We start from the raw sequence: 25,463 nt of genomic DNA, 5'->3' as shown, positions 1-25,463 counted from the left end.
TAATAGCATGAAAAAGAGTTTATTTTTACTTACACTTTTGATTCCTTTGTCTTTATTTACCACGGTTGTCGCTCAAAAGAAAAAAACGACGGAAACATGGATAGATCAGGTGATAAAGGAAAAAAAAGAACTTAGAAAAGTATTAAATGAGGCAGGAATGCCTGTAGAAACCGAGTGGATTAAGGCACAGCAAACAGCCGTGCCGGTATCTGCTAACCTGACAGGGCAAGACAAACTGGTTCTTGTTACTTCCGGCGGACCGGATGGAACGGATTGGGATTGGGGTGTATGGGCTAATGCCCGTCTGTTCAAAGCCGATGGAACTTTCGTTTGGTTAGACGATCTTACACCTGCCTATTCGCATACCGGTTCAGGGGGGATTCGTAAGAATTCCGATTTGTATGGTAATCCGATTCAGGTAAAAGGGAAAAAGTATGAACATGGTATCGTAAGTCATGCCAATGGTGCAATTGTCTATTCATTGGACAAGAACTATGTGCGATTTGAAGCTGAAGCCGGTATTTGTGATCAATCTAAAGTAGGAAGTGTTTATTTCCGTGTGCTTAACGTTTATCCGAAAGAAACGGTTGCAAAGCTATTTGCCGCATATCCGGATCAAATTGGTGCCCTTGGTGCTAATTTCGGAGAGTTGGAGAATTGGCTTGCTGCCTCAGATGCTTCTGCCGAACGTGATGCTATTCAGGTAATATCCGGACGTTTGAAGGATAAATCTTATTTTGATAATGAGATTAAGCGTATTGATGCGGAGAAAGATGTGGATAAACAAATCCGTGCGTATTTACAGTTATTTGAAGTTGCAAAACGGGTTTCTGATATTCAGGCTGAACTGGATTGGCTGAATATGGAAGCCGTTCGTCTGGCTTTCGAAGATATGAAAGGGATGAAAGGCTTTGAAACGGCCAAATATCAACCGTTGATGAATGAACTGGAAGGATTAGTGAAGGCTGGTTTCTCCGGTATTTATTCGGCGAATGAGACTGCCCTCGCAAATGCGGAAAAGGCGATAGCAAACAAGAAAGCGATTTTATTTGCCAATCCTTTCCTGAACGATGGAAAGATAGTTGCTACCCGGTTTAAATTAGGAACTCAAGCCCGTAATTCAATGGCTCCTGCTTTGGGAACACAGGCTAATAACTGGAGTAATCAGCAATCTACTCGCCGTGAAGGTTTTGATGCTGAAATCGTGGAATTGTCAAACTTAAGAGGGGATATTCAATTAAAATCGGTTTTTAAGCCGGAAGGAACAGCTTCTATTGCTGATTTGAAATTGCATTGGAATGGCGATCGTTTGATGTTTACCTCTTTGATGCCGGATAAGCGTTGGAATGTTTTCGAAGTAAAAACGGATGGATCAGGATTCAGACCCATGGTGGAAACTACCGAACCTGACCTTGAATTCTATGATGGAACTTATCTTCCGGACGGACGTGTTATTGCCAATTCTAACATTGGCTACCAGGGAGTTCCCTGCGTAAGCGGAGATGATCCGGTTGGAAATATGGTGTTATACGCTCCGGAAACAAAAAACATGCGTCGTCTGACGTTCGATCAGGATGCAAACTGGAATCCTGTTATTATGCACAACGGGCGGGTGATGTATACGCGTTGGGAATATACCGACCTTACACACTATTTTTCACGCATCGTAATGCACATGAATCCGGATGGAACGGAGAATAAAGCTTTGTTTGGAAGTGGTTCTATGTTCCCGAACAGTACATTTGATATTCAACCTTTGCCGGGGCATTCTTCTGCTTTTGTCGGAATTATTTCCGGACACCACGGGGTGGCTCGTTCAGGACGAATTATTTTGTTCGACCCAACGAAAGCACGTACCGGCATTGAAGGTATGCTACAAGAGATACCGTATCGCAATCGTGAAATTATTCCGGAAATCAAAGACGAGTTAGTAGATGGGGTATGGCCTCAGTTTATTAAACCAACGCCATTAAATGATAAGTATTTCCTTGTGGCTGCTAAACTGGATCCGCAAGACTTATGGGGGCTTTATCTGGTTGACGTATTTGATAATGTGACCTGCTTGGCTAAGACAGAGGGCGAGGGTTTTATTAGTCCGATTCTTCTTCGCAAAACAGCGACTCCTCCTGCTATCCCGGATCGGGTTAAATTGGATGATAAAGAAGCAACTATTTTTATTCAGGATATTTATGAAGGAGAAGGTTTACGTGATATACCTCGTGGTACGGTGAAGTCTTTGCGTATTCATGGGTATGAGTATGCTTATCTGAAAACATCGTCAGACCATTACGCGCAAGGTATCCAGAGTGGATGGGATATCAAACGCTTATTGGGTACTGTTCCTGTGGAAGAGGATGGTTCGGTTATTTTTAAAATACCGGCAAATACTCCGATTTCCATTCAACCTTTAGATAAAGATGGGGCGGCTCTTCAATGGATGCGCAGCTGGTTTACCGGAATGCCCGGTGAGGTTGTGTCTTGTGTGGGTTGTCATGAGGATCAGAATAAGATCGTTATTCCTAAACGTGTAATCGCGTCTCAGAAGGCTCCGATGCAATTAGAAAAACCTAAAGGCGGTGTTCGTTCTTTCACATTTGATCTGGAAGTTCAACCTGTTCTTGATCGGGCATGTATTGCTTGTCATACCGGTGAAGGAAAAGCTTTTGACTTGCGTGGCGGAAAAAAAGATAAACGCGGATATGGTACGTCTTATTTAAATTTGCATCCTTACGTGCATCGTCAGGGACCTGAAGCAGACATTATAGTGCTTCAACCTTACGAGTATCATGCAAATACAAGTGAATTGATCCGTATACTTAAAACCGGACACCACAATGTTTCTTTGACAGATGATGAATGGAAAGTGTTGTATAACTGGATTGACTATAACGCGCCGGACAAAGGTTACTTTGAAGCGACTGCTTATGACGGATTCCCTTACAAAGGGTTTGACCAGATTGAACGTCGTAAAGAATTAACTGACAAATATGCTTGTGGAACCGGTGTAGATTGGAAAAAAGAAATTGCCGATTATGCTTCTTATCTGGAAGCCCAAGGAGCAATTACGCCCGTTATGCCTCCGAAGGCTGCTCCCGTTAAGGAAAAGAACATTAAGGTGAAGGGATGGCCTTTTGATGGTGAAGCCATTAAAACAATGCTGGCTAAAGAAACGGAAAAACGCAAAGTGGTTGAAATTGCTCCGGGATTGAACATAACGTTTGTTCGTATACCTGCCGGCGAATTTGTGATGGGTAGTTATCAAGGTGCTAAAGATAATGCTCCTACAGCAAAAGCAAAGATTGATAAATCTTTCTGGATGGCTGAAATTGAAATTACAAATGCACAATATAATGTTATATTCCCGAAACATGACAGCCGTTATGTTGATCAGCATTGGAAAGATCATACTCGTCCGGGATATGATGCTAATCTGCCGGAACAGCCGGTTATCCGTGTAAGCTACGAAGATGCGATGTCTTTCTGTAAGCAACTAAGTGATAAAACCGGATTGTCGATTACGCTGCCTACGGAAGCTCAATGGGAATGGGCTTGTCGTGCTGGAAGTGATAAAGATTTCTGGTTCGGAGATATGAATAGTGATTTCGGTTCGTATGAAAATCTGGCAGACGAGCAACTGAATAATATGGCAGTAAGTGGAATTGACCCGCAGCCAATGGCTAAAACAGCTTTTTGGTATCCTTACTATAGCTTTTTGCCAAAAGCTGAAGGAGTTAATGATGGACATATGATTCAGACTGACTCGAAGGTTTATTCTGCCAATCCGTTCGGATTGTTCAGCATGCATGGTAATATTGCGGAGTGGACAAAATCTGATTATAATGCTTATCCGTATTCGGAAAAAGTTAAATCTTCTTCAGAATACAAAGTTGTGCGAGGAGGTTCGTATATTGAACGCCCGAAATTTGCTACTGCTTATGCCCGTAAGGCATATTACCCGTGGCAACGCGTGCACAACGTAGGTTTCAGAGTTATAATTGAAGATTAACAGGGACTAATTGTTTTCGTGGCAAAGTTTTTGTTGCCACGAAAACAATTATAACTAAACACGAATGCAAATGAAAGCAAAAATAGAAAGTATCCTTTCTTCTTACGTGACGACTATCGTCTTATTAATCGTTTACGCTTTTGGTTTGGCCTTGGCCACATTTATTGAAAAGTATCACGGTACTGCCGCAGCTAAAGCGATGATTTATTTTTCTCCTGTATTTATCATGTTACAGTTCTTGCTGATTGTGAACTTTATTTACGAGGTGATAGAGCATCAATTGCTGAAAAAGAAGAAATGGGGTTTTTTGCTTATTCATATTGCTTTTATTATTATCCTTGGGGGAGCCTTAGTTACTCATTTATTTGGAAAAGAGGGTGTGCTTCATATTCGTGAGGGTGCACGTGAAGATCGGATGGTTATCCATACTTCGGAAGGCACGAAGTATAAAACATTACCTTTTGCTGTGGAGTTGGTGAAATTTACTCTTACCCGTTATCCGGGCTCGGCAAGTCCTTCTTCTTTTGAAAGTGATTTGATAATTCATGTGGACGGTCAGCAAAGGAAAGACCGTGTGTTTATGAATAATGTGATTGATATTAAAGGTTATCGCTTATTTCAAGCTTCGTATGATAAAGATGAAATGGGAACGGTCTTATCTGTAAACCAGGATGTTTCCGGACGAAGGATAACCTATTTTGGATATGGTTTGTTATTTGTCGGTTTTATATTGAGTTTTATAGGACGTAATTCCCGATTCAGACAATTGGGGCGTCAGTTAAATAATTTAAGAAGTTCGGTGAAGACAACACTTGGGTTGCTTCTTCTTTTAACTTCCACTTTTCAGTTAAACGCGCAAAATGATGCAGCTTCCATGACGGATGCTGTTTTAAAATATACAATCAGTCCTGAACATGCTGCAAAGTTTGGTGCTCTGCCAATACAGGCTGTTAATGGACGAATGATTCCTGTTAATACATTCTCTTCCGAAATTATAAGGAAATTACATAAAGAAAATACGTACGAAAACCTTACTTCTGATCAGTTCCTGTTAAGCGTATTAGCTATGCCCGATATGTGGATGCGTATTCCCCTTATTGTGCATAAAAACAAAGAGCTGGCGGATTATTATGCTTTTTCATCCCCAAAGTCGTGTGCTTATATTGAAGTTTTTGATAGCAACGGACAGTATAAATTGCAGGAAAGGTTAGAAGAGGCTTACCATAAAATGCCGTCCGAACGCAATAGCTTTGATAAGGACGTGATGAAACTGGATGAACAAATAAACATCTTACATCAACTTTTTAACCACCAAATGTTAAACCTCTTCCCTAAAGAGGATGATCCTAATCATAAATGGTATGCTCCGGGTGATGACTTGTCCGATTTTAGTGGTCAGGATTCAATGTTTGTATCCCGTATAATGGAATGGTATCTGGGTGAAGTTCAGAATGCTCTTCAAAGCCGTGATTGGAATAAAGCAGATGAGGTTTTGGGTATGATAACGACGTATCAAAACGCGAAGAATAAATCAATAGCTATTGATACTAAGAAAATTGAAGCCGAATTGAAATATAATAAACTGGACATATTCCGCTATTGTAAGATTTTTTACCTGCTATTAGGCGGAATGTCTCTTGTCTTAGCGTTTTTGTCTTTGTTTGAAACACGAAGATGGATGGTGTGGGCAAAATGGTTGCTTGCTGCAGCCGTAATTGGTGTGTACCTGTTTCAGATGACGGGAATGGGAATGCGCTGGTATATTGCCGGATATGCTCCTTGGAGTAACTCGTACGAAACAATGGTTTATGTTTCCTGGGCTACAATAACAGGAGGGCTGTTCTTTCTTCGTAAAAGCACGATGACCTTTGCATTGGCTACTTTGTTCAGTGGAATTATCCTGTTTGTCTCCGGACTGAACTGGATGGACCCGCAGATAAATCCTTTAGTGCCGGTGTTAAAATCTCCTTGGTTGATGTTTCACGTGGCTGTAATTGTTGCTGCTTACGGATTCTTTGGAATCAGCTGTTTGATAGGATTAACCAACCTTTCACTTATGTGCTGCGGTCGGGTGAAAAAAGAAGACTTATTGATTGCCCGGGTGAAAGAATTAAGTCTGATCAATGAAATGTCATTGCATGTAGGTATTGCCCTTATGACGATCGGTACATTTCTGGGGGCTATATGGGCAAATGAATCCTGGGGGCGTTATTGGGGATGGGACCCGAAAGAAACCTGGGCACTGATTACGGTTGTAATTTATGTTATCGTAACCCATTTACGCCATATAAAGAAATGTCAAAACTATTGGTTGTTTAATTTTACTTCAACTATTGCCATCTCATCCGTGCTGATGACGTTCTTCGGCGTAAATTATTTTCTTAGTGGAATGCATTCCTACGGAGCCAATGACGCATTAGGAGGGATATTTATTTATCTATATATCGCATTGGGTATTATTTTATTACTGGCAGGCTTTTCCTGGAATGGATGGCAAAAGTGGCCAAAGGAAAAGAAGAAATTTATTCAATAATATTATTAACTATAAATCTTTTTATCATGAGAACTTTTAATCATGTAGGTATTATCACTACAGAAAAAAAAGAAGGTGCTGTTTTTAATGAAGGTTTGAGCGTTTGGTTAACCGATTATTCGAAGAGTCCAAATAAAATTGAGTATTTGAAGTTCGAAGCCGGTAGTTGTATGCCTCCGCTTGTACAGGAAAATGGGCATATCGCTTATACTGTTCCTTGTTTGGAAACTGCTTTGAAAGATGCGAATGTTATTTTTGGTCCGGCTGTTTGTGATGAACACCTCACCATCGCATTTATTGAAGAAGAAGGCTTGGCAATTGAATTGATGGAAATAAAGTAAAACGATTAAAAACGAATTTATAAACATGAAAACAAAATTTATAAATAGCCCTGAAAATCTTACGGCTGAACTATTGGAAGGATACACGTTAGCCTATAAAGATCAGGTTGCCTTAGGCGGTGAAAATATCGTTGTCAGAGCTAATCCTAAATCTGAAGATAAGGTAGCTATAGTAACATTAGGAGGTTCGGGTCACGAACCGGCATTGAGCGGATTTGTAGGAGACGGCATGTTGGACTGTTCTGTTGTAGGAGATGTTTTTGCAGCACCGGGAGCTCAACGTTTGTTTCAGGCTCTTCAGCTAATGAAACGTGAAGCCGGAATTCTGTTGGTTGTATTGAATCATTCAGGCGATGTGATGAGTGCGAATATGGCTTGCCAGTTGGCTGAACGTGCCGGAATTAAAGTTAAACAATTGCTTACGCATGATGATATCAGTGCCGGAATAGACGCACCGATTAATGATCGTCGCGGATTGGCCGGTTGTGTGCCATTATACAAAATCTTAGGAGCGGCGGCAGATGAAGGAAAATCGTTAGACGAACTGTTGGAGATTGGTCAACGTTATACGGCAAATGTGGCTACTTTGGCTGTTGCTATGCGTTCATGTACGCATCCGCAAAATAACGCTATAATCAGTGATCTGCCTGATGGAATTATGGAAATTGGTATGGGGCAACACGGTGAAGGCGGCGGCGGACGCAAAGCGCTTGTGTCGGCAGACGAAACAGCTGCGGAAATGGTAGATCTGTTATGTCAACAATTGAAACCTAAAGCCGGACAAAAAGCAATGTTAGTTATCAATGGGGTAGGAGCTACTACACAGATGGAATTAAATATTGTGTTCCGTAAAGCATATAAAGAATTAGAGTCACGCGGTCTGCAAGTTGTTTCTTCGCGAATTGCGGAAATTCTGACTGTGCAAGAACAGGCAGGTTTTCAAATGATTATCGCGCTTTTGGACGACGATCATATTGACTATCTGAATAATAAAGCGGCAAACGCACCTTATTGGACAACTATTGGTAAATAAAATGGAACAACTTTCAATAACGGATTTTAAACGATTGCTGGATCATGCACTGACACAGATTAAGGTAAGAGAGAACGAGTTTTCTCAATTAGATGCCGTAATTGGTGACGGAGATCATGGCACAGCTATCGTTACTGCTTTTTCGGCTGCGGTTAAATCGGCCGAAAAAGGCACAGAATTTAAAGCGATGCTCAATGATATGGGTTTTGCCATTATGCTTGAAACCAGTGGATCAACAAGTACTTTGTTAGGCGCATTCTTCTTGGGAATGAGTGACGGTGCATCCGGAACCGAACTTGATGCATCGGGTGTAAAGGCTATGTTTGCCTCCGGTCTGGCAAATGTACAAAAGCAAACGCAAGCCAAACCGGGCGATAAAACAATGATGGACGCCTTGGTTCCGGCAGTAGAAGCCATGCAAGCTGATCAATCACAAAATATAAAAGAGTTGATGCAAGCCGGTGCCGATGCGGCAAAAAAAGGAGCGGAAGCAACCGTGGCAATGAAAGCTAACTTCGGACGTGCGCGCAATTATGGCGAACGTTCTATCGGCTATGCAGATAGCGGAGCTACTTCGTGGAGTTGCATGTTTGCGGCTTTTGCGGACGCTTTATAAGAAATAAATAATGATTTAATCGATAAGAAAAATGGCAGATTTAGATGATTTAAGAGAAGGTAAAAACTTCGGCTTAGGAGTGAATGTCAGCGAACAATCATTTCATGTCAAAGGGGCAAGCAATTTACCCTGGGGGATGAAAGATCGTTTGTCTCGCATATTTAATCCGAAAACAGGAAAAACAGTCATGTTGGCTTTTGACCATGGTTTTATTATGGGACCAACTTCGGGATTGGAGCGAATCGACCTGAATATTCTTCCTTTGATAGAATATGCAGACTGTTTGATGTGTAGCCGTGGTATTCTTCAATCTGTAGTACCTCCAAATACAAACAAATCGATTTGTTTGCGTTCGGATGCCGGAACTACGATTCTTACGGCATTGAATGATAATGTTTTGATTGATGCCGAAGATGCCATAAGACTGAACGTATCCGCAATGGCTATCATGCTGGCGATTGGAGATGAAGCATACGAAGCTAAAACTATAGCCAATCTTTATAAAGCCGTGGATTTAGGTACGCGTTACAACATTCCGGTGATGGGAGTTACGGCTGTTGGTACGCAAATGGCCCGGGATGCACGTTATTTCGGTCTGGCCTCACGGGTTTGCGCGGAAAATGGTGCAAATATAGTTAAGACGTATTATTGCGACGGTTTCGAGAAAGTGGCGGCGGCATGTCCGGTTCCTGTTGTTATTGCGGGAGGAAAAAAACTACCCGAAAAGGAAGCACTTGAGCTTTGCTATAATGCGATAAACGATGGTGCAGCAGGTGTAGATATGGGGCGTAATGTGTTCCAAAGCGAAAGTCCTGCAGCCATGATTCAAGCAATTCACGCAGTTGTACACGACGGACTTACTCCTGAGCAAGGCTTTGAGAAATTCCGTGATTTGGCTAAAATATAACCTCAATTCGTAGAGACGCGCAAACCGTGCGTCTCTACAAAATAGAACAACATGAAAAAACTAATCTTCTCTCTTCTTACCACCGTATTCTTTCTTTCCTGCTCTTCACCTTCACAAAAACTACTCTTAGGAGGCTCCGGTTGGGATAAACTGGTGATTATCGATAAAACAACAAAAAATATTGAGTGGGAATATCCCATAGAGAAAGGGTGGGAGTGCAACTCCGTTGATGTAGACAAAGCCGGGAGTATTCTGTTTTCCTATAGCAAAGGAGCCCGGTTAATTACGCGTGATAAAGAAACTATCTGGAATATCCCTGCACCCGACGGTTGCGAATTGCAGACTGCGAAAGTGCTTCCTGATGGTAACTATCTACTTGCCTGGTGTGGAAGTCCGGCTACTATTTTAGAGGTAAACACCAAAGGCGAGACTGTATCAAAGACAGTGTTTGATACGCATATTGACGAACCGCACGCACAATTTCGACAGGTCAACAAGAACGACCAGGGTAATTACCTCGTTCCGCTTTTCCAATCATCCGATTTGTGGGAAATATCTCCTGATGGTGGCATAGTAAAGCAAATACAATTGGAAGGCACACCCTTTTCAGCAGCAAAACAGCCTAACGGTAATTATATGGTAGCATGCGGAGACGCGCACAGCTATGTTGAATTGGATCTGAAAACAGGAGCTATCGTAAAAAAAGTATCCGTTAATGATATTAAAGGTGTTTCCTTACGGTTTGTAGCCCAAATTTTACCAACAAACACCGGAGGGCTTTACCTGTGTAACTGGCAGGGGCACGGAGATGATCCTGCCATGAAAGAAAATCCCCAGTTGATAGAAATAAACGCTAACAACGAAATCATTTGGAGCCTGAACGATAATGCTACATTCGGAATGATCTCGTCCGTTTGTCCGCTATAAAAATAAACCTCATTTTTTCAGTAAAACAGAGCCCCGTTTTTCACATAGTAATGTGTTGAAAAATATAAAGGTTATCTTTTCAAAAATATCCTTTATTTTTGAAAAGATAACCTTTATATTTTTGACCGTCTACAGGCTTTGAATTTCAACGGTTATAGAAACGCCTGTTTTCCGCCTTTGTTTAGTAATTTTTTGCCCGTTTTATTTGAAAGAAATCATTTTGCTGATGTACTTTCCTACGATGTCGAATTCGAGATTAACAACCGAATCTTTTTCAAGCTGACCGAAATTAGTAAAATCATGCGTATAAGGAATAATCGCCACTTCAAAGCTGTTGTCTTTTGAATTGCAAACAGTCAGACTTACGCCGTTTACGCAGACCGAACCTTTTTCAACGGTCATGTAACCTTGTCTGGCCATTTCTTTATCAAAAACATATTCGAAAGTGTAATACCAACTACCGTCGGCTTCGCGAACATCCTTGCAAATAGCCGTTTGGTCAACGTGCCCTTGCACGATATGGCCGTCAAGGCGTCCGTTCATAATCATACTGCGTTCCAGATTCACCTTATCACCAATCTGAAGCAAACCTAAATTTGAACGTTCCAGCGTTTCTTTAATAGCCGTAACAGTATACGAATCTTCCGTTTTCTTTACTACAGTCAGGCATACTCCGTTGTGCGCGATGCTTTGATCTATTTTCAGTTCATTTACGAATGAACACTTCATAGTAATATGAAGATTCCCTTTATCTGATTCCAGGGCAACTACTTTTGCCGCTTCTTCTACGATTCCTGAAAACATAGTTACTTTATTTAGTTTTTTAATATCAATTCAACGATTTATTTCAATAGCTTGTTCGTCTTCGTATCCGGAAATGCGATAGCGGGTTTGAATTGCTTTGCTTCCTCAAAATCCATCATCGCGTAAGCCATTATAATAATGATATCACCCGGCTGCACTTTGCGGGCTGCCGCACCATTTAAACAGATAACACCCGATCCGCGTTCTCCTTTGATTACATAAGTATCAAAGCGTTCGCCATTATTGTTGTTCACAATAAAAACCTTTTCATTGGCAATCAAATTTGCGGCATCCATTAAATCTTCATCAATTGTAATGCTGCCGATGTAATTCAGATTCGCCTCAGTTACGGTTACCCGGTGTATTTTGGATTTTACTATTTCTACAAACATTGTTTTTTGTTGTGTATGGTGTTAAAATATATTGTAGTGAATATTATCGATGAGTCTTACTTGTCCGCAGAATACCGTTATACAACCCACGGGGTTGATCGAGTCAGACCAGTTGATGATCGGTTCGAGCGTCTCGCCGTCAACTATTTCATAATACTCTACTTTCATTTCTGCTTCTTTGTTAATTGCCTGTATAACAAAATCAATTGTTTCCCGAACGCTATTCTTTACGGCAAAGTTAGTGCTTTCTTTTAAAACACGAGCTATGAGGGGTGCTTTTTGGCGTTGTTCGGGCGTTAGCCTGGTGTTTCTGCTGCTGAGTGCAAGTCCGTCTTTTTCACGTAAAATAGGGCAGGAAATTATCTCCACTTGTTGATTCAGTATCCGTACCATTTTCCGGATAACAGCGATCTGCTGGAAATCTTTTTCGCCAAAATAGGCCTTTCCGGGCTCAACGATATCAAAAAGTTTGCTAACAATTTGCCCAACTCCGTTAAAATGTCCCGGTCTGTATTTACCTTCCATTACTTCCGCCACACGTCCGAAATCGAAAATTCGTGTATCTTCTTCCGGATACATTTCTTTTTCATCCGGCGAAAAAACATAAGCACATCCGGCAGACTCAAGCATAGCATAATCTTGCTCCGGTGTGCGAGGATAAGTTTCCAAGTCCTTTTTATCATTGAATTGCGTGGGATTTACAAAAATACTAACCACACAAATGTCATTTTCCGCCACGCATTTTCGAACTAAACTGATGTGGCCTGCATGTAAAGCGCCCATCGTAGGGACAAGACCTATGCTTTTGCCGCGCTCCCTTTCTTTGTTTAGATACTGTTTTAATTCCTTAATATTACCTGCTGTTTTCATTCGCTTCAAGCTTTAGACGCTGCAAAGCAAGTAAATAATTGGCGTAAATGAAAGAATTTTATTATCTTTGTACCAGCTTTATCAAACTAATTTAAAAGAATGGATGCAAAAAAAATCTTGTTTATAGCACAAGAGATTACCCCTTACTTACCTGAATCAGAGATCGCAACAATTTGTAGGAACTTGCCGCAAGGCATTCAGGAGCGTGGAAGAGAAATAAGAACCTTTATGCCAAAGTTCGGGAACATCAATGAGCGCCGGAATCAACTTCACGAGGTGATTCGCCTGTCGGGTATGAACTTGATTATTGACGATACAGACCATCCTCTGATCATAAAAGTAGCTTCTATTCAATCTGCAAGAATGCAGGTTTATTTTATTGATAACGAGGATTTCTTTCAACGGAAAGGAACAACTTCTGATGACGATGGTAATGAATACGCCGACAACGACGATCGTTCTATTTTCTATGTCAGAGGTGTTTTGGAAACGATAAAGAAACTGCGTTGGATTCCTGACGTGATTCATTGTCATGGCTGGATGTCTGCGTTGACGGCTTTATATATAAAAAGAATGTATGTTGATGATCCGTGTCTGAAGAACGCAAAAATTATTTATTCAGTTTACGGAGACGACTTTAAGAATGCGTTTCCGGCTAATTTTGCAGCTAAGCTGAAAATGGATGGAGCAAAAGATGGTGATGTAAAAGGCGTTAAAGCTGAAGCCAACTTTGTTTCACTCTCAAAATTAGCGATCGATTTTAGTGACGGCGTTATACAGGGAAGTGAAAATATAAATGCTGAGATTGCTGAATATATCACTTCAAAGACTGACACTCCTTTCTTGCCATATAAAACAGAAGATACTTATATGGATGATTTTAATGAATTCTATGATTTAGTAATGACTACTAAAAAGAAATAAAACAATGAAGTTTCGATCTGTAGTATTAGGCTTGATGCTGATAGTTGGAGTTTTATCCGGCTGTGATGATGATTTAAAATATGTTGGAGGGTCGATTCAACCTGATGGAGATAGGATTAATATGACTGTTGATTCTTTTATGATCACATCTTCCACAATTAAGGTTGACTCAATTTACGCGAAAACTTCAACCGGGTATTTAGGGCAATTCTTTGATCCGCAATACGGTGATTATAAAGCCGATTATATCAGTCAGTTTTATTGTAAAGAAGGCTTTAAATTTGAACATGAACCGATAGATGGGAAAATTGATTCTGTAAAATATATAATTGGCATTAATTCTTATGTGGGCGACTCTTTGTCTCCAATGAAAGTTGATGTTTTCCCGGTCACTAAAGCATTAGATCGTAACTACTATACGAATATAAATCCTGAAGAATATTCGGATATGCAAAATTCGTTAGGCGGAAAAGCGTATGTGATTTATAATACGGAAACATCTAAAAGTGTTACGAGTATTGATATGTTTTTGAATAAAGAAATCGGACAGCGTATTTACGACGAAACAGTTAACAATCCATCATCTTTCGCAAATCAGGAGGCTTTCAACCGTTTCTTTCCGGGTCTTTATGTGACAAATACTTATGGTATGGGATCTGTGCTTGCTGTTGCGGGTTCATATATGATGATTCATTATAGCTATGAAGCCACTAAAAAGGATTCAAAAGGCAATGATTCTACTTATGTAGCGAATACCAACGAGATATTTATGGTTACTAATGAAGTAATTCAGATGAACCGTATGAATAGCTTTGGGATAGACGAACTGCTAAAGCCTAATGATAAATATACTTATCTGAAGACTCCGGCTGGTGTATATACCCGAGTAACGATTCCTGCAAAAGAAATACTCAATCGCGTAGGTGATCGGGTGATTAACAATTTGCCGATTGATTTTAAAGTATTACCGAATGATGAATGGAAATATACTTCTAAGCCATCGCCTTATTTGTTGTTGTTGCCGGAAGATTCATTGAAGAACTTTTTCGAAACAAATAAAATAAAGGATGATATTACGTCATTTATGGCACAGCATAAATACTCCGAAGAAGATAAAATTTATACGTATAAGTTCAGCAATATTGCCCGAATATTAAAAACGCAAAAGGAAAAGGCACCGGATCAAGACTTGAATTTATTGCTTATTCCGGTGAATGCGTCAATCGATCAGAACTCCGGTATTATCACATCAATGACTACTTATCAGGCTCCTATGGGGGTAACTCTAAAGAAAGATCCGGATGTAATGCAAATAAAGGTGACGACAAGTCAGTATAATAAATAATATTTTTATAAGAATAAAAAAAAGCTGCTACCTGATAGGGTTGCAGCTTTTTTTGTTATCTCTTTATCCACATTTAGAGGCTCCGCAGTTTGTGCAGATCAAACAGCCCTCTTGGTAGGTGAGTGTTTCCATTTCGCAATTCGGACATTTCTGGCCTTTGAGTTCTGTTCCGTTAGGGAGATACTTTTTCAGTGCACGCTCCACTCCGTTTTTCCAGGTGTTGATGGATTCGCTATCAAGTTCCATGCCTTGAACTAATTTTATTACCTGATCAATGGGCATTCCATAGCGAAGCACTCCTGAAATTAGTTTAGCATAGTTCCAGTATTCCGGGTCAAACTTGCCGTCCAAACCTTCAATCGTCATTTTGTAACCGCGTTTGTTGGTAAACTGGAAATCATAATGCTTGTTGCCATTCTCGTCGTAGCTTTTTATGATTTTACCTTTGGATACGTTCTTGGGTAGCATGATTCCTTCTTCATCGTCTGCTAATCCGGTAAATATTTCGTAAGGACGACCATTTACCAAGCCTACAAAGGCAATCCATTTCTCGCGATTGTTTTGGAATTTAACAACATCGGCATCCAGATCCTTCGGACGTTTGGATACAATGACGGGCGGTTCCATGCAATTGCAATCGTCTTTCTTTTTCTTTTCATTGCCGGTAGAAATCAAAACTCCGGAACGAGAACCATCACGATATACGGTGCATCCTTTACATCCGCATTTCCATGCTTCAATATATAAGGTGTTTACCAATTCTTCGGAAACATCTGCCGGAAGGTTTATCGTTACACTAATTGAGTGGTCTACCCATTTCTGAATACGTCCTTGCATTCTTACTTTTTGCAACCAGTCAACATCGTTAGAAGTTGCTTTGTAATAGGGAGACTTTTCAACTAATTCATCCACCTCTTCCTGCGTGTAGTGTTTCGTTAAATCGTAGCCGTTGGCCTGCATCCAGGTCATGAATTTGTGGTGATATACGATATATTCTTCGAAGGCATCGCCTGTTTCGTCAACAAAATCTACTCTGGCATCGGCGTCGTTAGGATTTACTTTTCTACGTCTTTTATAAACGGGTAGGAATACAGGTTCAATGCCCGAGGTTGTTTGCGTCATCAAGCTGGTTGTTCCTGTAGGAGCAATCGTTAGACAAGCAATGTTGCGACGGCCATATTTAACCATGTCTTTATAGAGCTGTGGGTCTGCCTCGCGTAGGCGATTGATAAACGGATTGTTTTCTTCACGCTTCGCATCGAAAATTTCGAAGGCGCCACGTTCTTTAGCCATTTTTACCGACGAGCGATAGGCTGCGAGTGCTAATTCGCGTTGGATTTTTTCAGAAAAATCGGTCGCTTCTTCAGTGCCGTAGCGGAAGTTTAACGCGGCCAGCATATCTCCTTCGGCTGTGATGCCGACTCCTGTACGACGTCCTTGCAGGGTTTTTGTTTGTATCTTCTCCCATAAGTGACGTTCTGATTGGCGCACTTCGTTGGATTCGGGGTCTGCATCGATCTTTTCCAGAATCTTTTCAATCTTTTCAGACTCAAGATCGATGATGTCGTCCATAATACGTTGAGCCAGTTCAACATGTTCTTTGAATAATTCAAAATCAAAGGTGGCTTGTGGTGTAAATGGATTTTGTACGTAGGAGTATAGATTGATCGCTAACAAGCGACAACTGTCATACGGACATAATGGAATTTCGCCACAAGGATTGGTTGATACCGTACGGAAGCCCAGATCGGCATAACAATCAGGAACGGATTCCTTGATTATTGTATCCCAGAAAAGTACGCCCGGTTCTGCGGATTTCCATGCGTTATGGATTATTTTTTCCCAAAGCTCCGAGGCGTTTATATTTTTTTTGAAAGTAGGATTGTCGGAGCTAACGGGGTATTGCTGTTGGTATTCGGTTCCGTTAATTACGGCCTGCATAAATTCATCATCTATCTTGACCGACACATTCGCACCGGTAACTTTTCCTTCAACCATCTTCGCATCGATAAAAGATTCCGAATCCGGATGTTTTATTGATACACTCAACATTAATGCACCTCGACGACCATCTTGCGCAACCTCACGAGTCGAATTTGAATACCGTTCCATAAAAGGAACTAATCCGGTAGAAGTTAAAGCCGAGTTTTTTACCGGAGAGCCTTTCGGGCGGATGTGTGAAAGGTCATGACCAACTCCTCCTCTTCGTTTCATTAATTGTACCTGCTCTTCGTCAATGCGGATGATAGCACCATAAGAATCGGCCTGACCATCTAAACCAATGACAAAACAGTTCGATAGAGAGGCAATCTGGAAGTCATTCCCTATACCTGTCATAGGACTTCCTTGCGGAACGATATACCTGAAGCGGTCAAACAACTCGAAAAGATCTTTTTCCGACAGGGGATTCGGGTGTTTCTTTTCAATTCGGGCAATTTCAGACGCCAGGCGATAATGCATATCAACGGGAGACTTTTCGTAAATGTTGCCGAAAGCATCCTTTAATGCATACTTATTTACCCAAACTTTTGCGGCTAATTCATCACCTCCAAAGTAGGTTAAAGAAGCTTCGAAAGCTTCGTCGAATGTGTAAGTTTTACGGTTCACTATTCTTGTGTTTTTATTACATGCAAGTTTAGTGATTGTTTACTTACCGACAAAATAAAACAAGAATAAAAAAACGATATGTTGAAAAGTATTCCGGTTTGATAAGTGAATGGACTGATAATCAATATATATAATATTTTGTAGTTGCAAAAAGTTTTCCCAAAAGAAAATGTTGTGAAGTAGGCGTTTTCGAAAAAGGAGAATTTGTGTTAAAAAAAGTTTGTGGTGATTGTGTAATAGACGGAAAATTTTATAATACTATAAAATGTGTAATTAGTAAGGATGGTTTTTGATTTATAACCTATATTTTTCTTTTTCCACAACTGTAGAAAAACTTTACTACAGTTGTGGAAAAACTTTACTATATCTGTAGAAAGCTTTTTCCATATATATAGAAAAAGAAAAACATAGGTTATGCGGCAAGATACAAAGGTTTAAAAGAAAAAAAGATGGGATACTTGCCGTTAGTATGTTTTATTTAAAATTGCAGTTGAGAGTTTAGCTCTTCAAATTGCGCCTGATGCCAATAAGGATAAATGGATTGTTGCTGACTGGCATTGTCTAATCGTTTTACTTGTTCGGGAGTTAAATTCCAGTTAATAGCCTCCAGATTCTGTTTGAGTTGTTCTTCCGTTCTTGCGCCAATAACAAGACTGCTGATCGTAGGACGTTGCAATAGCCAGTTGAGGGAAATCTGCGCCACGGATTTTCCGGTTTCGTTCGCTAATTCATCCAGCACGTCCATGATGTTGTATAAACGTTCGTAGGATGTTGCCTCTTCGGGAATTGGACTTCCGCCACGGGCAACACGTCCGTCTGATGGAATGGGTTGATTGCGCCTGTATTTACCACCGAGGCGGCCGGCAGCTAACGGACTCCATACTAATGATCCGATTTTTTGGTCGATACCTAATGGCATAAGCTCCCACTCGAATTCGCGGTTTAGCAAAGAATAATAAACCTGATGAGCAACATACCTGCTCCAGCCGTATCTTTCAGAGATCGAAATTGATTTCATCAAATGCCATCCTGAAAAGTTAGAACAGGCAATATAGCGTACTTTTCCGCTTGTAACCAACGATTCTAAAGCATGCAATGTTTCTTCGATCGGTGTGTTTGCGTCGAAGCCGTGCATGTGGTAGATGTCAATATGATCGGTATCCAACCGTTTCAGACTGTCTTCACAGGCTTTGATAATATGAAAACGAGACGAACCCAATTGGTTGCGGTCGTTGCCCATTCTGAATGTTGCTTTTGTAGAGATCAGCAGTTTGTCGCGCTGTCCTTTTACGGCTTTACCTAAAATCTCTTCGGATAGCCCTCTGGAATAAACATCTGCGGTGTCAAAAAGATTGAGTCCGGCATCCATACAAAGATTAACCATTCTTGTTGCTTCGTCTACCTGAGTAGAGCCCCAACCTTCAAATCCGTTTGTTCCACCAAAGGTTGCTGTTCCTAATGTTAGTACAGGTACGTATAATCCCGAAGCTCCTAATTGTCTATATTCCATAGTTTAACTGTTTTTTGTTGTTTTATATACAATATGAATTAGCGCAAATATATAGAAATAAAACAATACCTTTGCCGCATGTAATTGTAAATTAATATACATTATGTCAGTAGCAAAAGCAGATGAGAACAGGAAAGTGACCACTCATCGTCTAACAGAAATGAAAGCGAGAGGCGAAAAAATTTCCATGTTAACAGCCTATGATTATTCTATGGCTTCAATAATTGATCAGGCAGGGATGGATGTGATCCTCGTGGGCGATTCCGCTTCAAACGTAATGGCAGGCAATGTTACTACTTTGCCTATCACGCTTGATCAGATGATATATCATGGCAAATCCGTTATGAAAGCTGTAAAGCGGGCGTTGGTTGTTGTTGATCTTCCGTTCGGAACCTATCAGGGCAATTCAAAAGAAGCGTTGGCATCAGCTATTCGGGTAATGAAGGAAACACACGCCGACTGCATTAAGTTGGAAGGTGGTGTAGAGATTAAGGAATCTATCGAACGCATATTGTGTGCCGGTATTCCTATCATGGGACATTTGGGTTTGACGCCCCAGTCTATCAATAAATTCGGTACGTATACCGTTCGGGCGCGCGAAGAAGCCGAAGCTGAAAAACTGATTAGCGATGCCCACATGCTTGAAGAGATAGGTTGCTTTGCGATTGTGCTTGAAAAAATTCCGGCAAAGCTGGCTGCTCGTGTCGCTCAGGAACTGACCATTCCGATTATTGGAATCGGAGCCGGTGGCGGAGTAGACGGTCAGGTGCTTGTTATGCATGATATGTTAGGCATTAACAAAGAGTTTTCCCCTCGTTTCCTTCGCCGTTATGCCAATCTTTTTGACGAAATAACTCATGCGGTAGAAGGATACATTGCTGATGTAAAAAGCAGCGACTTTCCAAATGAACAAGAACAGTATTAAGCTATTGATATATAATCTGAAAACATTTTCATGCCCTATCCCTGTACGGATAGGGCTGATTTAGTTATCGGCAAAGCGTAAAATAAGAGATGATTCTATCGGATAGATCAGGAATCAGAAAGTATATGTTGATTAATTTAGCTATATTTGGCAATCATATTAGAATCATGTATAACTCTATATTTCCGGAAGCTTGATGAAATTAGTATTGCCAAAGAAACTGAACGGAGGAGCAAGCGAGGTATTAGATACGCAAAAGATAAATACGGTAGTGATTGTCGGCGCAAATGGAGCGGGTAAGAGTTCATTTGCTAAGGAATTAGGTAATCAATACGCAGGACATACTGAACTAATATCCGGTGTGAGTTCCCTTTATTTGAAAAGGGAAGGAGAGGAAGCCCCGTGGAATAATTTATCGTTTTTGCAATCTGCTTTATCCGGCAATTCCGTACCGGTATTATCCGAATACGAGAAGTTGATGATTCGCTTGCAAAGCGAGGAGTTTGAAGTGGCTATCAGGTATAAAGAAGAGAGTAAACACAACCGGAAAATTCTGCCTCCTCAAACAAAAATGGATCGTATACAGGCTATCTGGGAAAGAGTTTTTCCGCATAACCGCTTGATTCGTAATTCAGAATCCCTGGAATTGGCTTCGGTCAGCAACCTGGTGAGTCATTATAGTGCCGAACGCATGAGCGATGGAGAGCGCATTGTGTTCTACCTGATAGGTGCTGTTCTTTGCGCCCCGAAAAATGCGTTGTTGATAGTTGAAGAACCTACTTTGCTTTTGCATCAGCTGATCAAGAATAGTTTATGGGATGAAATTGAGCAGCTGCGCCCGGATTGTACTTTTGTTTATCTGACGCACGATGTGGAGTTTGCGGCTTCGCGTACTTTTGCGCAAAGACTTTGGATCCGGGCTTATTTTGCAGATGACCAAGTATGGGATTATGAACTGTTGGAAAGCGATGAATCTTTTCCCGAAGAGATTTATCTTACCTTGTTGGGTAGTCGTAAACCGGTACTTTTTATTGAAGGAACAGTGTCCAACAGTATTGATGGCCGTTTGTATCCGTTGATTTTTCCTAATTATATGGTAAAACCAATGGGTGGTTGTCAGAGAGTAATTGAAACAACTAAAGCCTTCAGGCAATTAAAGGATTTTCATACGCTCGACTCAATGGGCATTGTAGATCGCGACAGACGAACAAGGGGAGAGGTTGAATATTTGAATGAACAACACATTTTAGTGCCTGATGTGGCTGAAGTGGAAAACCTGTTGTTGTTGGAACCGGTTATTAAGGTAGTGGCCGGGAAATTAATGACAGATCCGGATGACGTATTTTATGAAGTTAAAGAAAACATCATTCGTTTATTTGAAAGAGATTTGGATGAACAGGTATTACTGCACACCAAGCATCGTGTGAGGAAGCGGCTTGAAATAGCCGTCAACCGGAAAATAATATCCAAAGAAGAGCTTTCGGATCATATACTTAATCTACAGGAAAGTATAGATGTAACAGCATTATACGATAGGCTGAAACAAAAATTTTCAGCTTACATAGATAATAAAGACTATAAGTTAATTTTACGCGTTTATAATCAAAAAGGAATAATAGGGCAAAGTAGATTGTGCAACTTGTTAGGCATAAGTAATAAAGCAAGCTATCTCAATCTGATAATCTCGATTCTGAAAGAAGATAAAAAAGAAGCAGAAATTATACGAGCCGTTATAAAACAATCATTAGGTTTGAATTAAGAAAAATATGCGTACACCCAACCTTCAGTATTTATATTTACAAAAGCCGATAACTTTTGTTGTCGTTCTGTGTATAGTTTCGGTTTTACCTTGGATTATCCTCGGTGATTTTTCCACAAAGGGAGAACCACGGGAAGCCGCGGTAGCGATATCCATGTTGGAGTCTGGTAATTGGATTCTGCCTTATGTGTATACAAGTGAATTCGCCTTTAAACCACCTATGGCACATTGGCTAATGGCTATATTTTCTTATCCTCAGGGATATGTGTCTGAATTTACTTCGCGCTTACCCTCTGCCATCGCTTTTGTAGGGTTGATTGCTTCAGTCTTAGTGTTTTTTGGTAAGCGAGTCCGGTTTCAGCAAGCCTTTGTGTCTGTATTGTTTTTGCTGACTTGTTTTGAAATACATCGGGCCGGTATGACTACCCGGGTGGATATGCTTTTAAGTATGTTTATCGTATTCGGGCTGTTCAGGCTTTACAAATGGGAAGATGAACTCCATTTGAAAGGGCTTCCTGTAATTATCCCGTTTTTCTTGAGTTGCGCGATATTAACAAAAGGGCCGGTTGGCGTAATTATTCCATTATTCATATTTGGGGTATATCTGCTGGTGCTAAATAAATATAGTCTGCTTACAATCTTTAAGGCGTTATTTTACATAGGAGTTGCTTCTCTTTTTCTACCCTTGTTATGGTATATTGCCGCTTGGAAACAAGGCGGAGATGAATTCCTGAATGTAGTAATAGCTGAGAATTTCGGGCGTTTTTTCAGTATCAGTGAACTGAATATTAGTTATAACTTGGGGCATGAAAAGGGGCTTTGGTATAATTTTATGACTTTACTGCTTGGTTTTATCCCCTGGACTTTATTGTTTTTGTTTTCATTGTTCGGAATAAAGTTTTCCAAGCCGGAAAAATCCCTTAAAGAGAGCCTCAAAGACTTGTGGATACGCTTTCGCTCTTTGGATAAAGTAGTATTGTTCAGTATTATTGTAATATTCTGTGTCAGTATTTTTTATTCTATTCCTTCCAGTAAGCGGAGTGTATATCTGATTCCTGCTTACCCGTTTATTACCTTGTTTTTAGCCCAATATGCGCTTTACTTGACTGAATACCGACGTTTGGTTACCCGTTTTTTTGCCGGATTCCTTGTCGCGATCATGTCTTTTCTATTAATCGTCTTCGGGTTAATTATGGCAGGAACGTTGGATCCTATGCCTATTGCGCGTATGTTTACGGCAGACGAAAACATGCTTGGTCTGGTAGAAGTTCTTACCCAAGTGTTTGTATCACCCACCTGGCTTACGATGTCTATACTTCTACTCAATTTGTTTGCAGTGGTAGTGCTTTGGTATCAGTTGTTTAAAAAGATCAATATAAAAATTCTATATGCGTCAATAGCCTTGATATTTTTTATGAATATGATGATTGATGGGGTGTTTATGTATAACCTTCGTAAAGCAACGTCTTCACGACTGTTTGCTGATGAGATACAGAAGACTTATCCAATAAACGATTATAATCTTTACGTAATGAATAACTTGTATGAATACCCTAATCTATACGGGATGAATTTTTATATGGGAAATACATTCAGGGATTTTGATCTTGAAAAGCCCGAGGCCGGATATTTTCTTATGGCTTCCGAAAGTGTAGATAAAATATTAAAAAAATATGGAGATCAATACGAATTTACGCTATTAACCTCTACATCAAACTATATCGCTGATGTACGTGATGAAATAGTTTTGTACAGTATCAAACGTAAATAAACACGATTTCAATTTATTGATCTTTATATTGCGAAAAGCTATCTCATCTTCGTGATCTTGCAGTAAGATACATTCGGCTTTCGCTTCAAATAAAATGTATGCAATGAAAAATATTAAAATTGCCCTTTTTGACTTTGATGGTGTGCTTGTGGACACGGAACCGCTCTATGATAAATTCTGGAATGAGGCAAGTGTTCGTTACGAAACCGGCATTGATAATTTTGCCGAAGAGATAAAAGGAATAACGCTTCCTGCCATAATAGAGAATTATTTTTCCGATCGTTCGGAAGCATTCAAACAGCTTGTGTTTGAAGAGTCTATGGCGTATGAAAGCACAATGCCTCTTCCTCCGCTGGCCGGATCAATTGCGTTATTATTGCAGTTGAAAAGCAAAGGGGTAAAGGTTGGTTTAGTTACCAGCTCGGATGATGTTAAAGTCAGACGGGCTCTGTCTGAGTTAAAGCTGGAAGGCGTATTTGATACGATTGTTACGGCAGACCGGATACTGAAAGGCAAGCCTGATCCTTCCTGCTATCTGCTGGCAGCCCAAGATTTGGGGGTTAACCCAGCAGACTGCCTTGTGTTTGAAGATTCTTTTGTAGGGATTCAAGCCGCGACTGATGCCGGTATGAGAGTGATTGGATTAGCCACTACAAACACAGAAGAGTCACTTAAAAGCAAAGTGTATCAAGCTGTTCCAAACCTCGACTCAGTCTCTTTTGAAGATTATCTTATTTGGTGTAAGGATTAATGTATCTGAACCTTAACACCAAAGGCCAGACTCAGATAATCTTTAGGTTTGAGATAACTGTTGGTGAATGCGTTTATGAGATATAGGTCGGAAGTACTAAGTTCATAAAAGAGTGAAACCGATTTGACATATAAATCCTGACGTTTAAACTTATAAGTGATACGTTCTCCCATAAAAACATGTATACGAACTTTGGTGGAAAAGCCGTAATAACCTTTGGGATACCTGTCTGGTTCCTTCACCCAAAAATCACTGTCTAACAACGTGTTTAGAAATAGCCCACAGTTTAGTGGCTCGAAAACGAATTGCTCATAAACAGGGATTTTCCATGGAAGATAGTTCTGCTTGAGGGTTAGGGTAGCCATGGCGTGACGATCCGTGTTTTTAGGAATATAACCTAATAATAAATCTGTCTCCCAATGATCTTTCCCATAACTCCAACCTAAGCCGGCAGAATATTTACCGATTGACCCTGCATATTGTCCCTTGTAATAGCGAGGAATTAATTTATTCCAGAAGGCATAATGAGATACTGAGCCTTTATCTTCTATTGCCTGATCGTTTTGTGCGTGCAGCACTGAATTGCAGATCAAACAAACCAGTACAAATATCAACTTAAAATTCAACTTCTTCATAAGAATAACCATCTGGTGTCAGGGTAAATAAATAATAGCCTCGTTTTTGTATAGTCGTACATCCGTAATAGTATGTTCCATCTTTGAACAAATCAATCGCCTTGAAATTATGCTCATGTCCAAAAAGGCAGAAGAGTAGGGAAGGTGCTTGCTTAATAACCATGTGAAAGATCTCTTTCACGTTGTTGTTGAATTGTTCATTTCCCGGCGGCGCATGCATTGCAACTATTGTTCTCTTAAAAGACAGCGAGTCCGGAGCAATCTGCTCACTAATAAACGTGAAGTCGGGTACAGGATGACTATAATCATATTCGATGGCATTTGTGTTCAGACAGATAATCTTCGTGTCTCCAACAATAAAAGAGAAGTTATCCTCTCCATACATTTTTTTATAAACCTGAGCGCCATTTCCAATAATATCGTGGTTACCAATTATTGCAACATAAGGAACCTTTAGTTTTGAAAGAATTTTATGCGTCCATTCATACTCTTTTTTCATACCAAAGTCTGCCATATCTCCACCATGTAAGATAAAGTCTACATCATGAACCTGATTGTTAAAATGATTCATGAAATCTTCCGTTTCATCATAACTGCGTTGTGTGTCACTGATCATTACGAAACGGATGGTGTCTTTTCCTTTACAAAGCTCTTGTATTTTGGCTATGTTCTTTCTGTTGATATCTGTTTCCGTACTTGAGTTTAATTTTCCGTCATAAGGATGATAGTCAATCAGATCACACGAATTAAGGAAGAGAAGCAATAGAGATATATAAATAAGTATTTTATGCATTTTGTTTAAATTGA

General features: G+C 40.3%; 20 protein-coding genes. 13 read left to right on the top strand and 7 right to left on the bottom strand.

Translation table 11 applies throughout. The features are described 5' to 3' along the window. Window positions 1-7 precede the first annotated feature (7 nt). The 7 genes from B9Y81_RS07205 (at window position 8) to B9Y81_RS07175 (ending at window position 10,363) form a co-directional block, all read left to right on the top strand. Window positions 8-4,006: an SUMF1/EgtB/PvdO family nonheme iron enzyme gene (locus B9Y81_RS07205; RefSeq protein ID WP_085536309.1), complete on the top strand. Its 3,999-nt coding sequence runs from the start codon at window positions 8-10 to the stop codon at window positions 4,004-4,006. A 70-nt stretch (window positions 4,007-4,076) separates the two neighbouring features. Next, window positions 4,077-6,539 (top strand): cytochrome c biogenesis protein CcsA, encoded by a 2,463-nt coding sequence (gene ccsA / locus B9Y81_RS07200; RefSeq protein WP_085536566.1) that lies wholly within the window; start codon window positions 4,077-4,079, stop codon window positions 6,537-6,539. Between the two features lie 26 nt (window positions 6,540-6,565). Further along, entirely contained in the window at window positions 6,566-6,880 is a 315-nt protein-coding gene (locus B9Y81_RS07195) for a hypothetical protein (protein ID WP_085536565.1), read from the top strand. 25 nt (window positions 6,881-6,905) lie between these two features. Beyond that, window positions 6,906-7,913, top strand: coding sequence for a dihydroxyacetone kinase subunit DhaK (locus B9Y81_RS07190; protein ID WP_085536308.1), 1,008 nt, complete (start codon window positions 6,906-6,908; stop codon window positions 7,911-7,913). Window position 7,914: 1 nt separating this feature from the next. Beyond that, window positions 7,915-8,529, top strand: coding sequence for a DAK2 domain-containing protein (locus tag B9Y81_RS07185; RefSeq protein WP_085536307.1), 615 nt, complete (start codon window positions 7,915-7,917; stop codon window positions 8,527-8,529). A gap of 31 nt (window positions 8,530-8,560) precedes the next feature. After that, on the top strand, window positions 8,561-9,436 hold the full coding sequence (gene lsrF / locus B9Y81_RS07180) for a 3-hydroxy-5-phosphonooxypentane-2,4-dione thiolase (protein WP_085536306.1): 876 nt from the start codon (window positions 8,561-8,563) through the stop codon (window positions 9,434-9,436). A 51-nt stretch (window positions 9,437-9,487) separates the two neighbouring features. After that, complete coding sequence (locus B9Y81_RS07175) at window positions 9,488-10,363, top strand: beta-propeller domain-containing protein (protein ID WP_085536305.1); 876 nt, start codon at window positions 9,488-9,490, stop codon at window positions 10,361-10,363. A 201-nt stretch (window positions 10,364-10,564) separates the two neighbouring features. On the opposite strand, the gene B9Y81_RS07170 is transcribed toward B9Y81_RS07175, so the two are convergent. From B9Y81_RS07170 to panC, 3 genes are read right to left on the bottom strand one after another with little or no spacing between them, the layout of a single operon-like run. Then, window positions 10,565-11,167 carry a riboflavin synthase gene (locus B9Y81_RS07170; RefSeq protein WP_085536304.1) on the bottom strand — a complete coding sequence of 201 codons (603 nt, stop codon included), beginning with the start codon at window positions 11,165-11,167 and terminating at the stop codon, window positions 10,565-10,567. A 38-nt stretch (window positions 11,168-11,205) separates the two neighbouring features. Continuing rightward, complete coding sequence (gene panD, locus B9Y81_RS07165; RefSeq protein WP_085536303.1) at window positions 11,206-11,559, bottom strand: aspartate 1-decarboxylase; 354 nt, start codon at window positions 11,557-11,559, stop codon at window positions 11,206-11,208. 21 nt (window positions 11,560-11,580) lie between these two features. Further along, window positions 11,581-12,429 (bottom strand): pantoate--beta-alanine ligase, encoded by an 849-nt coding sequence (gene panC, locus B9Y81_RS07160; RefSeq protein WP_085536302.1) that lies wholly within the window; start codon window positions 12,427-12,429, stop codon window positions 11,581-11,583. Window positions 12,430-12,528: 99 nt separating this feature from the next. Between panC and B9Y81_RS07155 the strand changes: the two genes are divergently transcribed. Together B9Y81_RS07155 and B9Y81_RS07150 are read left to right on the top strand one after the other, a co-directional pair. Next, window positions 12,529-13,353 (top strand): glycogen/starch synthase, encoded by an 825-nt coding sequence (locus B9Y81_RS07155; RefSeq protein ID WP_085536301.1) that lies wholly within the window; start codon window positions 12,529-12,531, stop codon window positions 13,351-13,353. Window positions 13,354-13,357: 4 nt separating this feature from the next. After that, a complete protein-coding gene (locus B9Y81_RS07150) occupies window positions 13,358-14,698 on the top strand; it encodes a DUF4270 domain-containing protein (protein ID WP_085536300.1) in 1,341 nt (446 codons plus the stop codon). 63 nt (window positions 14,699-14,761) lie between these two features. On the opposite strand, the gene B9Y81_RS07145 is transcribed toward B9Y81_RS07150, so the two are convergent. Further along, window positions 14,762-17,305, bottom strand: coding sequence for an adenosylcobalamin-dependent ribonucleoside-diphosphate reductase (locus tag B9Y81_RS07145; RefSeq protein WP_085536299.1), 2,544 nt, complete (start codon window positions 17,303-17,305; stop codon window positions 14,762-14,764). 478 nt (window positions 17,306-17,783) lie between these two features. Further along, window positions 17,784-18,815 (bottom strand): aldo/keto reductase, encoded by a 1,032-nt coding sequence (locus B9Y81_RS07140; RefSeq protein ID WP_085536298.1) that lies wholly within the window; start codon window positions 18,813-18,815, stop codon window positions 17,784-17,786. Window positions 18,816-18,918: 103 nt separating this feature from the next. Between B9Y81_RS07140 and panB the strand changes: the two genes are divergently transcribed. The 4 genes from panB to B9Y81_RS07120 all read left to right on the top strand — a co-directional run bounded on the left by panB (window position 18,919) and on the right by B9Y81_RS07120 (window position 24,021). Then, window positions 18,919-19,740 carry a 3-methyl-2-oxobutanoate hydroxymethyltransferase gene (gene panB / locus B9Y81_RS07135; RefSeq protein WP_085536297.1) on the top strand — a complete coding sequence of 274 codons (822 nt, stop codon included), beginning with the start codon at window positions 18,919-18,921 and terminating at the stop codon, window positions 19,738-19,740. A 196-nt stretch (window positions 19,741-19,936) separates the two neighbouring features. Further along, the gene (locus B9Y81_RS07130) at window positions 19,937-21,499 is read left to right on the top strand and encodes a DUF4435 domain-containing protein (RefSeq protein ID WP_085536296.1); all 1,563 of its coding nucleotides are present in this window, start codon (window positions 19,937-19,939) and stop codon (window positions 21,497-21,499) included. A gap of 7 nt (window positions 21,500-21,506) precedes the next feature. After that, window positions 21,507-23,270: an ArnT family glycosyltransferase gene (locus tag B9Y81_RS07125; RefSeq protein WP_085536295.1), complete on the top strand. Its 1,764-nt coding sequence runs from the start codon at window positions 21,507-21,509 to the stop codon at window positions 23,268-23,270. A 103-nt stretch (window positions 23,271-23,373) separates the two neighbouring features. After that, window positions 23,374-24,021 carry an HAD family hydrolase gene (locus B9Y81_RS07120; RefSeq protein WP_085536564.1) on the top strand — a complete coding sequence of 216 codons (648 nt, stop codon included), beginning with the start codon at window positions 23,374-23,376 and terminating at the stop codon, window positions 24,019-24,021. On the opposite strand, the gene B9Y81_RS07115 is transcribed toward B9Y81_RS07120, so the two are convergent. Together B9Y81_RS07115 and B9Y81_RS07110 are read right to left on the bottom strand one after the other, a co-directional pair. After that, window positions 24,018-24,656 carry a hypothetical protein gene (locus tag B9Y81_RS07115; RefSeq protein WP_085536563.1) on the bottom strand — a complete coding sequence of 213 codons (639 nt, stop codon included), beginning with the start codon at window positions 24,654-24,656 and terminating at the stop codon, window positions 24,018-24,020. The two genes, B9Y81_RS07120 and B9Y81_RS07115, sit on opposite strands and share 4 nt — an antisense overlap. Further along, a complete protein-coding gene (locus B9Y81_RS07110) occupies window positions 24,637-25,449 on the bottom strand; it encodes a metallophosphoesterase family protein (protein ID WP_085536294.1) in 813 nt (270 codons plus the stop codon). Before B9Y81_RS07110 ends, B9Y81_RS07115 begins: the two co-directional genes overlap by 20 nt. Window positions 25,450-25,463: the final 14 nt, after the last annotated feature.

The organism is Massilibacteroides vaginae, assembly GCF_900178525.1.
GTDB classification, from domain to species: Bacteria; Bacteroidota; Bacteroidia; order Bacteroidales; family Tannerellaceae; genus Massilibacteroides; species Massilibacteroides vaginae.
The sequence above is the reverse complement of the archived record's forward strand: the minus strand, read 5'-3'. Positions and strand labels throughout refer to the sequence as shown.

Bases quoted from the DNA above. Each gene is read 5' to 3' on its own strand.
- B9Y81_RS07205 (WP_085536309.1), top strand. From the start codon at position 8: ATGAAAAAGAGTTTATTTTTACTTACACTTTTGATTCCTTTGTCTTTA.
- ccsA (WP_085536566.1), top strand. From the start codon at position 4,077: ATGAAAGCAAAAATAGAAAGTATCCTTTCTTCTTACGTGACGACTATC.
- B9Y81_RS07195 (WP_085536565.1), top strand. From the start codon at position 6,566: ATGAGAACTTTTAATCATGTAGGTATTATCACTACAGAAAAAAAAGAA.
- B9Y81_RS07190 (WP_085536308.1), top strand. From the start codon at position 6,906: ATGAAAACAAAATTTATAAATAGCCCTGAAAATCTTACGGCTGAACTA.
- B9Y81_RS07185 (WP_085536307.1), top strand. From the start codon at position 7,915: ATGGAACAACTTTCAATAACGGATTTTAAACGATTGCTGGATCATGCA.
- lsrF (WP_085536306.1), top strand. From the start codon at position 8,561: ATGGCAGATTTAGATGATTTAAGAGAAGGTAAAAACTTCGGCTTAGGA.
- B9Y81_RS07175 (WP_085536305.1), top strand. From the start codon at position 9,488: ATGAAAAAACTAATCTTCTCTCTTCTTACCACCGTATTCTTTCTTTCC.
- B9Y81_RS07170 (WP_085536304.1), bottom strand. From the start codon at position 11,167: ATGTTTTCAGGAATCGTAGAAGAAGCGGCAAAAGTAGTTGCCCTGGAA.
- panD (WP_085536303.1), bottom strand. From the start codon at position 11,559: ATGTTTGTAGAAATAGTAAAATCCAAAATACACCGGGTAACCGTAACT.
- panC (WP_085536302.1), bottom strand. From the start codon at position 12,429: ATGAAAACAGCAGGTAATATTAAGGAATTAAAACAGTATCTAAACAAA.
- B9Y81_RS07155 (WP_085536301.1), top strand. From the start codon at position 12,529: ATGGATGCAAAAAAAATCTTGTTTATAGCACAAGAGATTACCCCTTAC.
- B9Y81_RS07150 (WP_085536300.1), top strand. From the start codon at position 13,358: ATGAAGTTTCGATCTGTAGTATTAGGCTTGATGCTGATAGTTGGAGTT.
- B9Y81_RS07140 (WP_085536298.1), bottom strand. From the start codon at position 18,815: ATGGAATATAGACAATTAGGAGCTTCGGGATTATACGTACCTGTACTA.
- panB (WP_085536297.1), top strand. From the start codon at position 18,919: ATGTCAGTAGCAAAAGCAGATGAGAACAGGAAAGTGACCACTCATCGT.
- B9Y81_RS07130 (WP_085536296.1), top strand. From the start codon at position 19,937: ATGAAATTAGTATTGCCAAAGAAACTGAACGGAGGAGCAAGCGAGGTA.
- B9Y81_RS07125 (WP_085536295.1), top strand. From the start codon at position 21,507: ATGCGTACACCCAACCTTCAGTATTTATATTTACAAAAGCCGATAACT.
- B9Y81_RS07120 (WP_085536564.1), top strand. From the start codon at position 23,374: ATGAAAAATATTAAAATTGCCCTTTTTGACTTTGATGGTGTGCTTGTG.
- B9Y81_RS07115 (WP_085536563.1), bottom strand. From the start codon at position 24,656: ATGAAGAAGTTGAATTTTAAGTTGATATTTGTACTGGTTTGTTTGATC.
- B9Y81_RS07110 (WP_085536294.1), bottom strand. From the start codon at position 25,449: ATGCATAAAATACTTATTTATATATCTCTATTGCTTCTCTTCCTTAAT.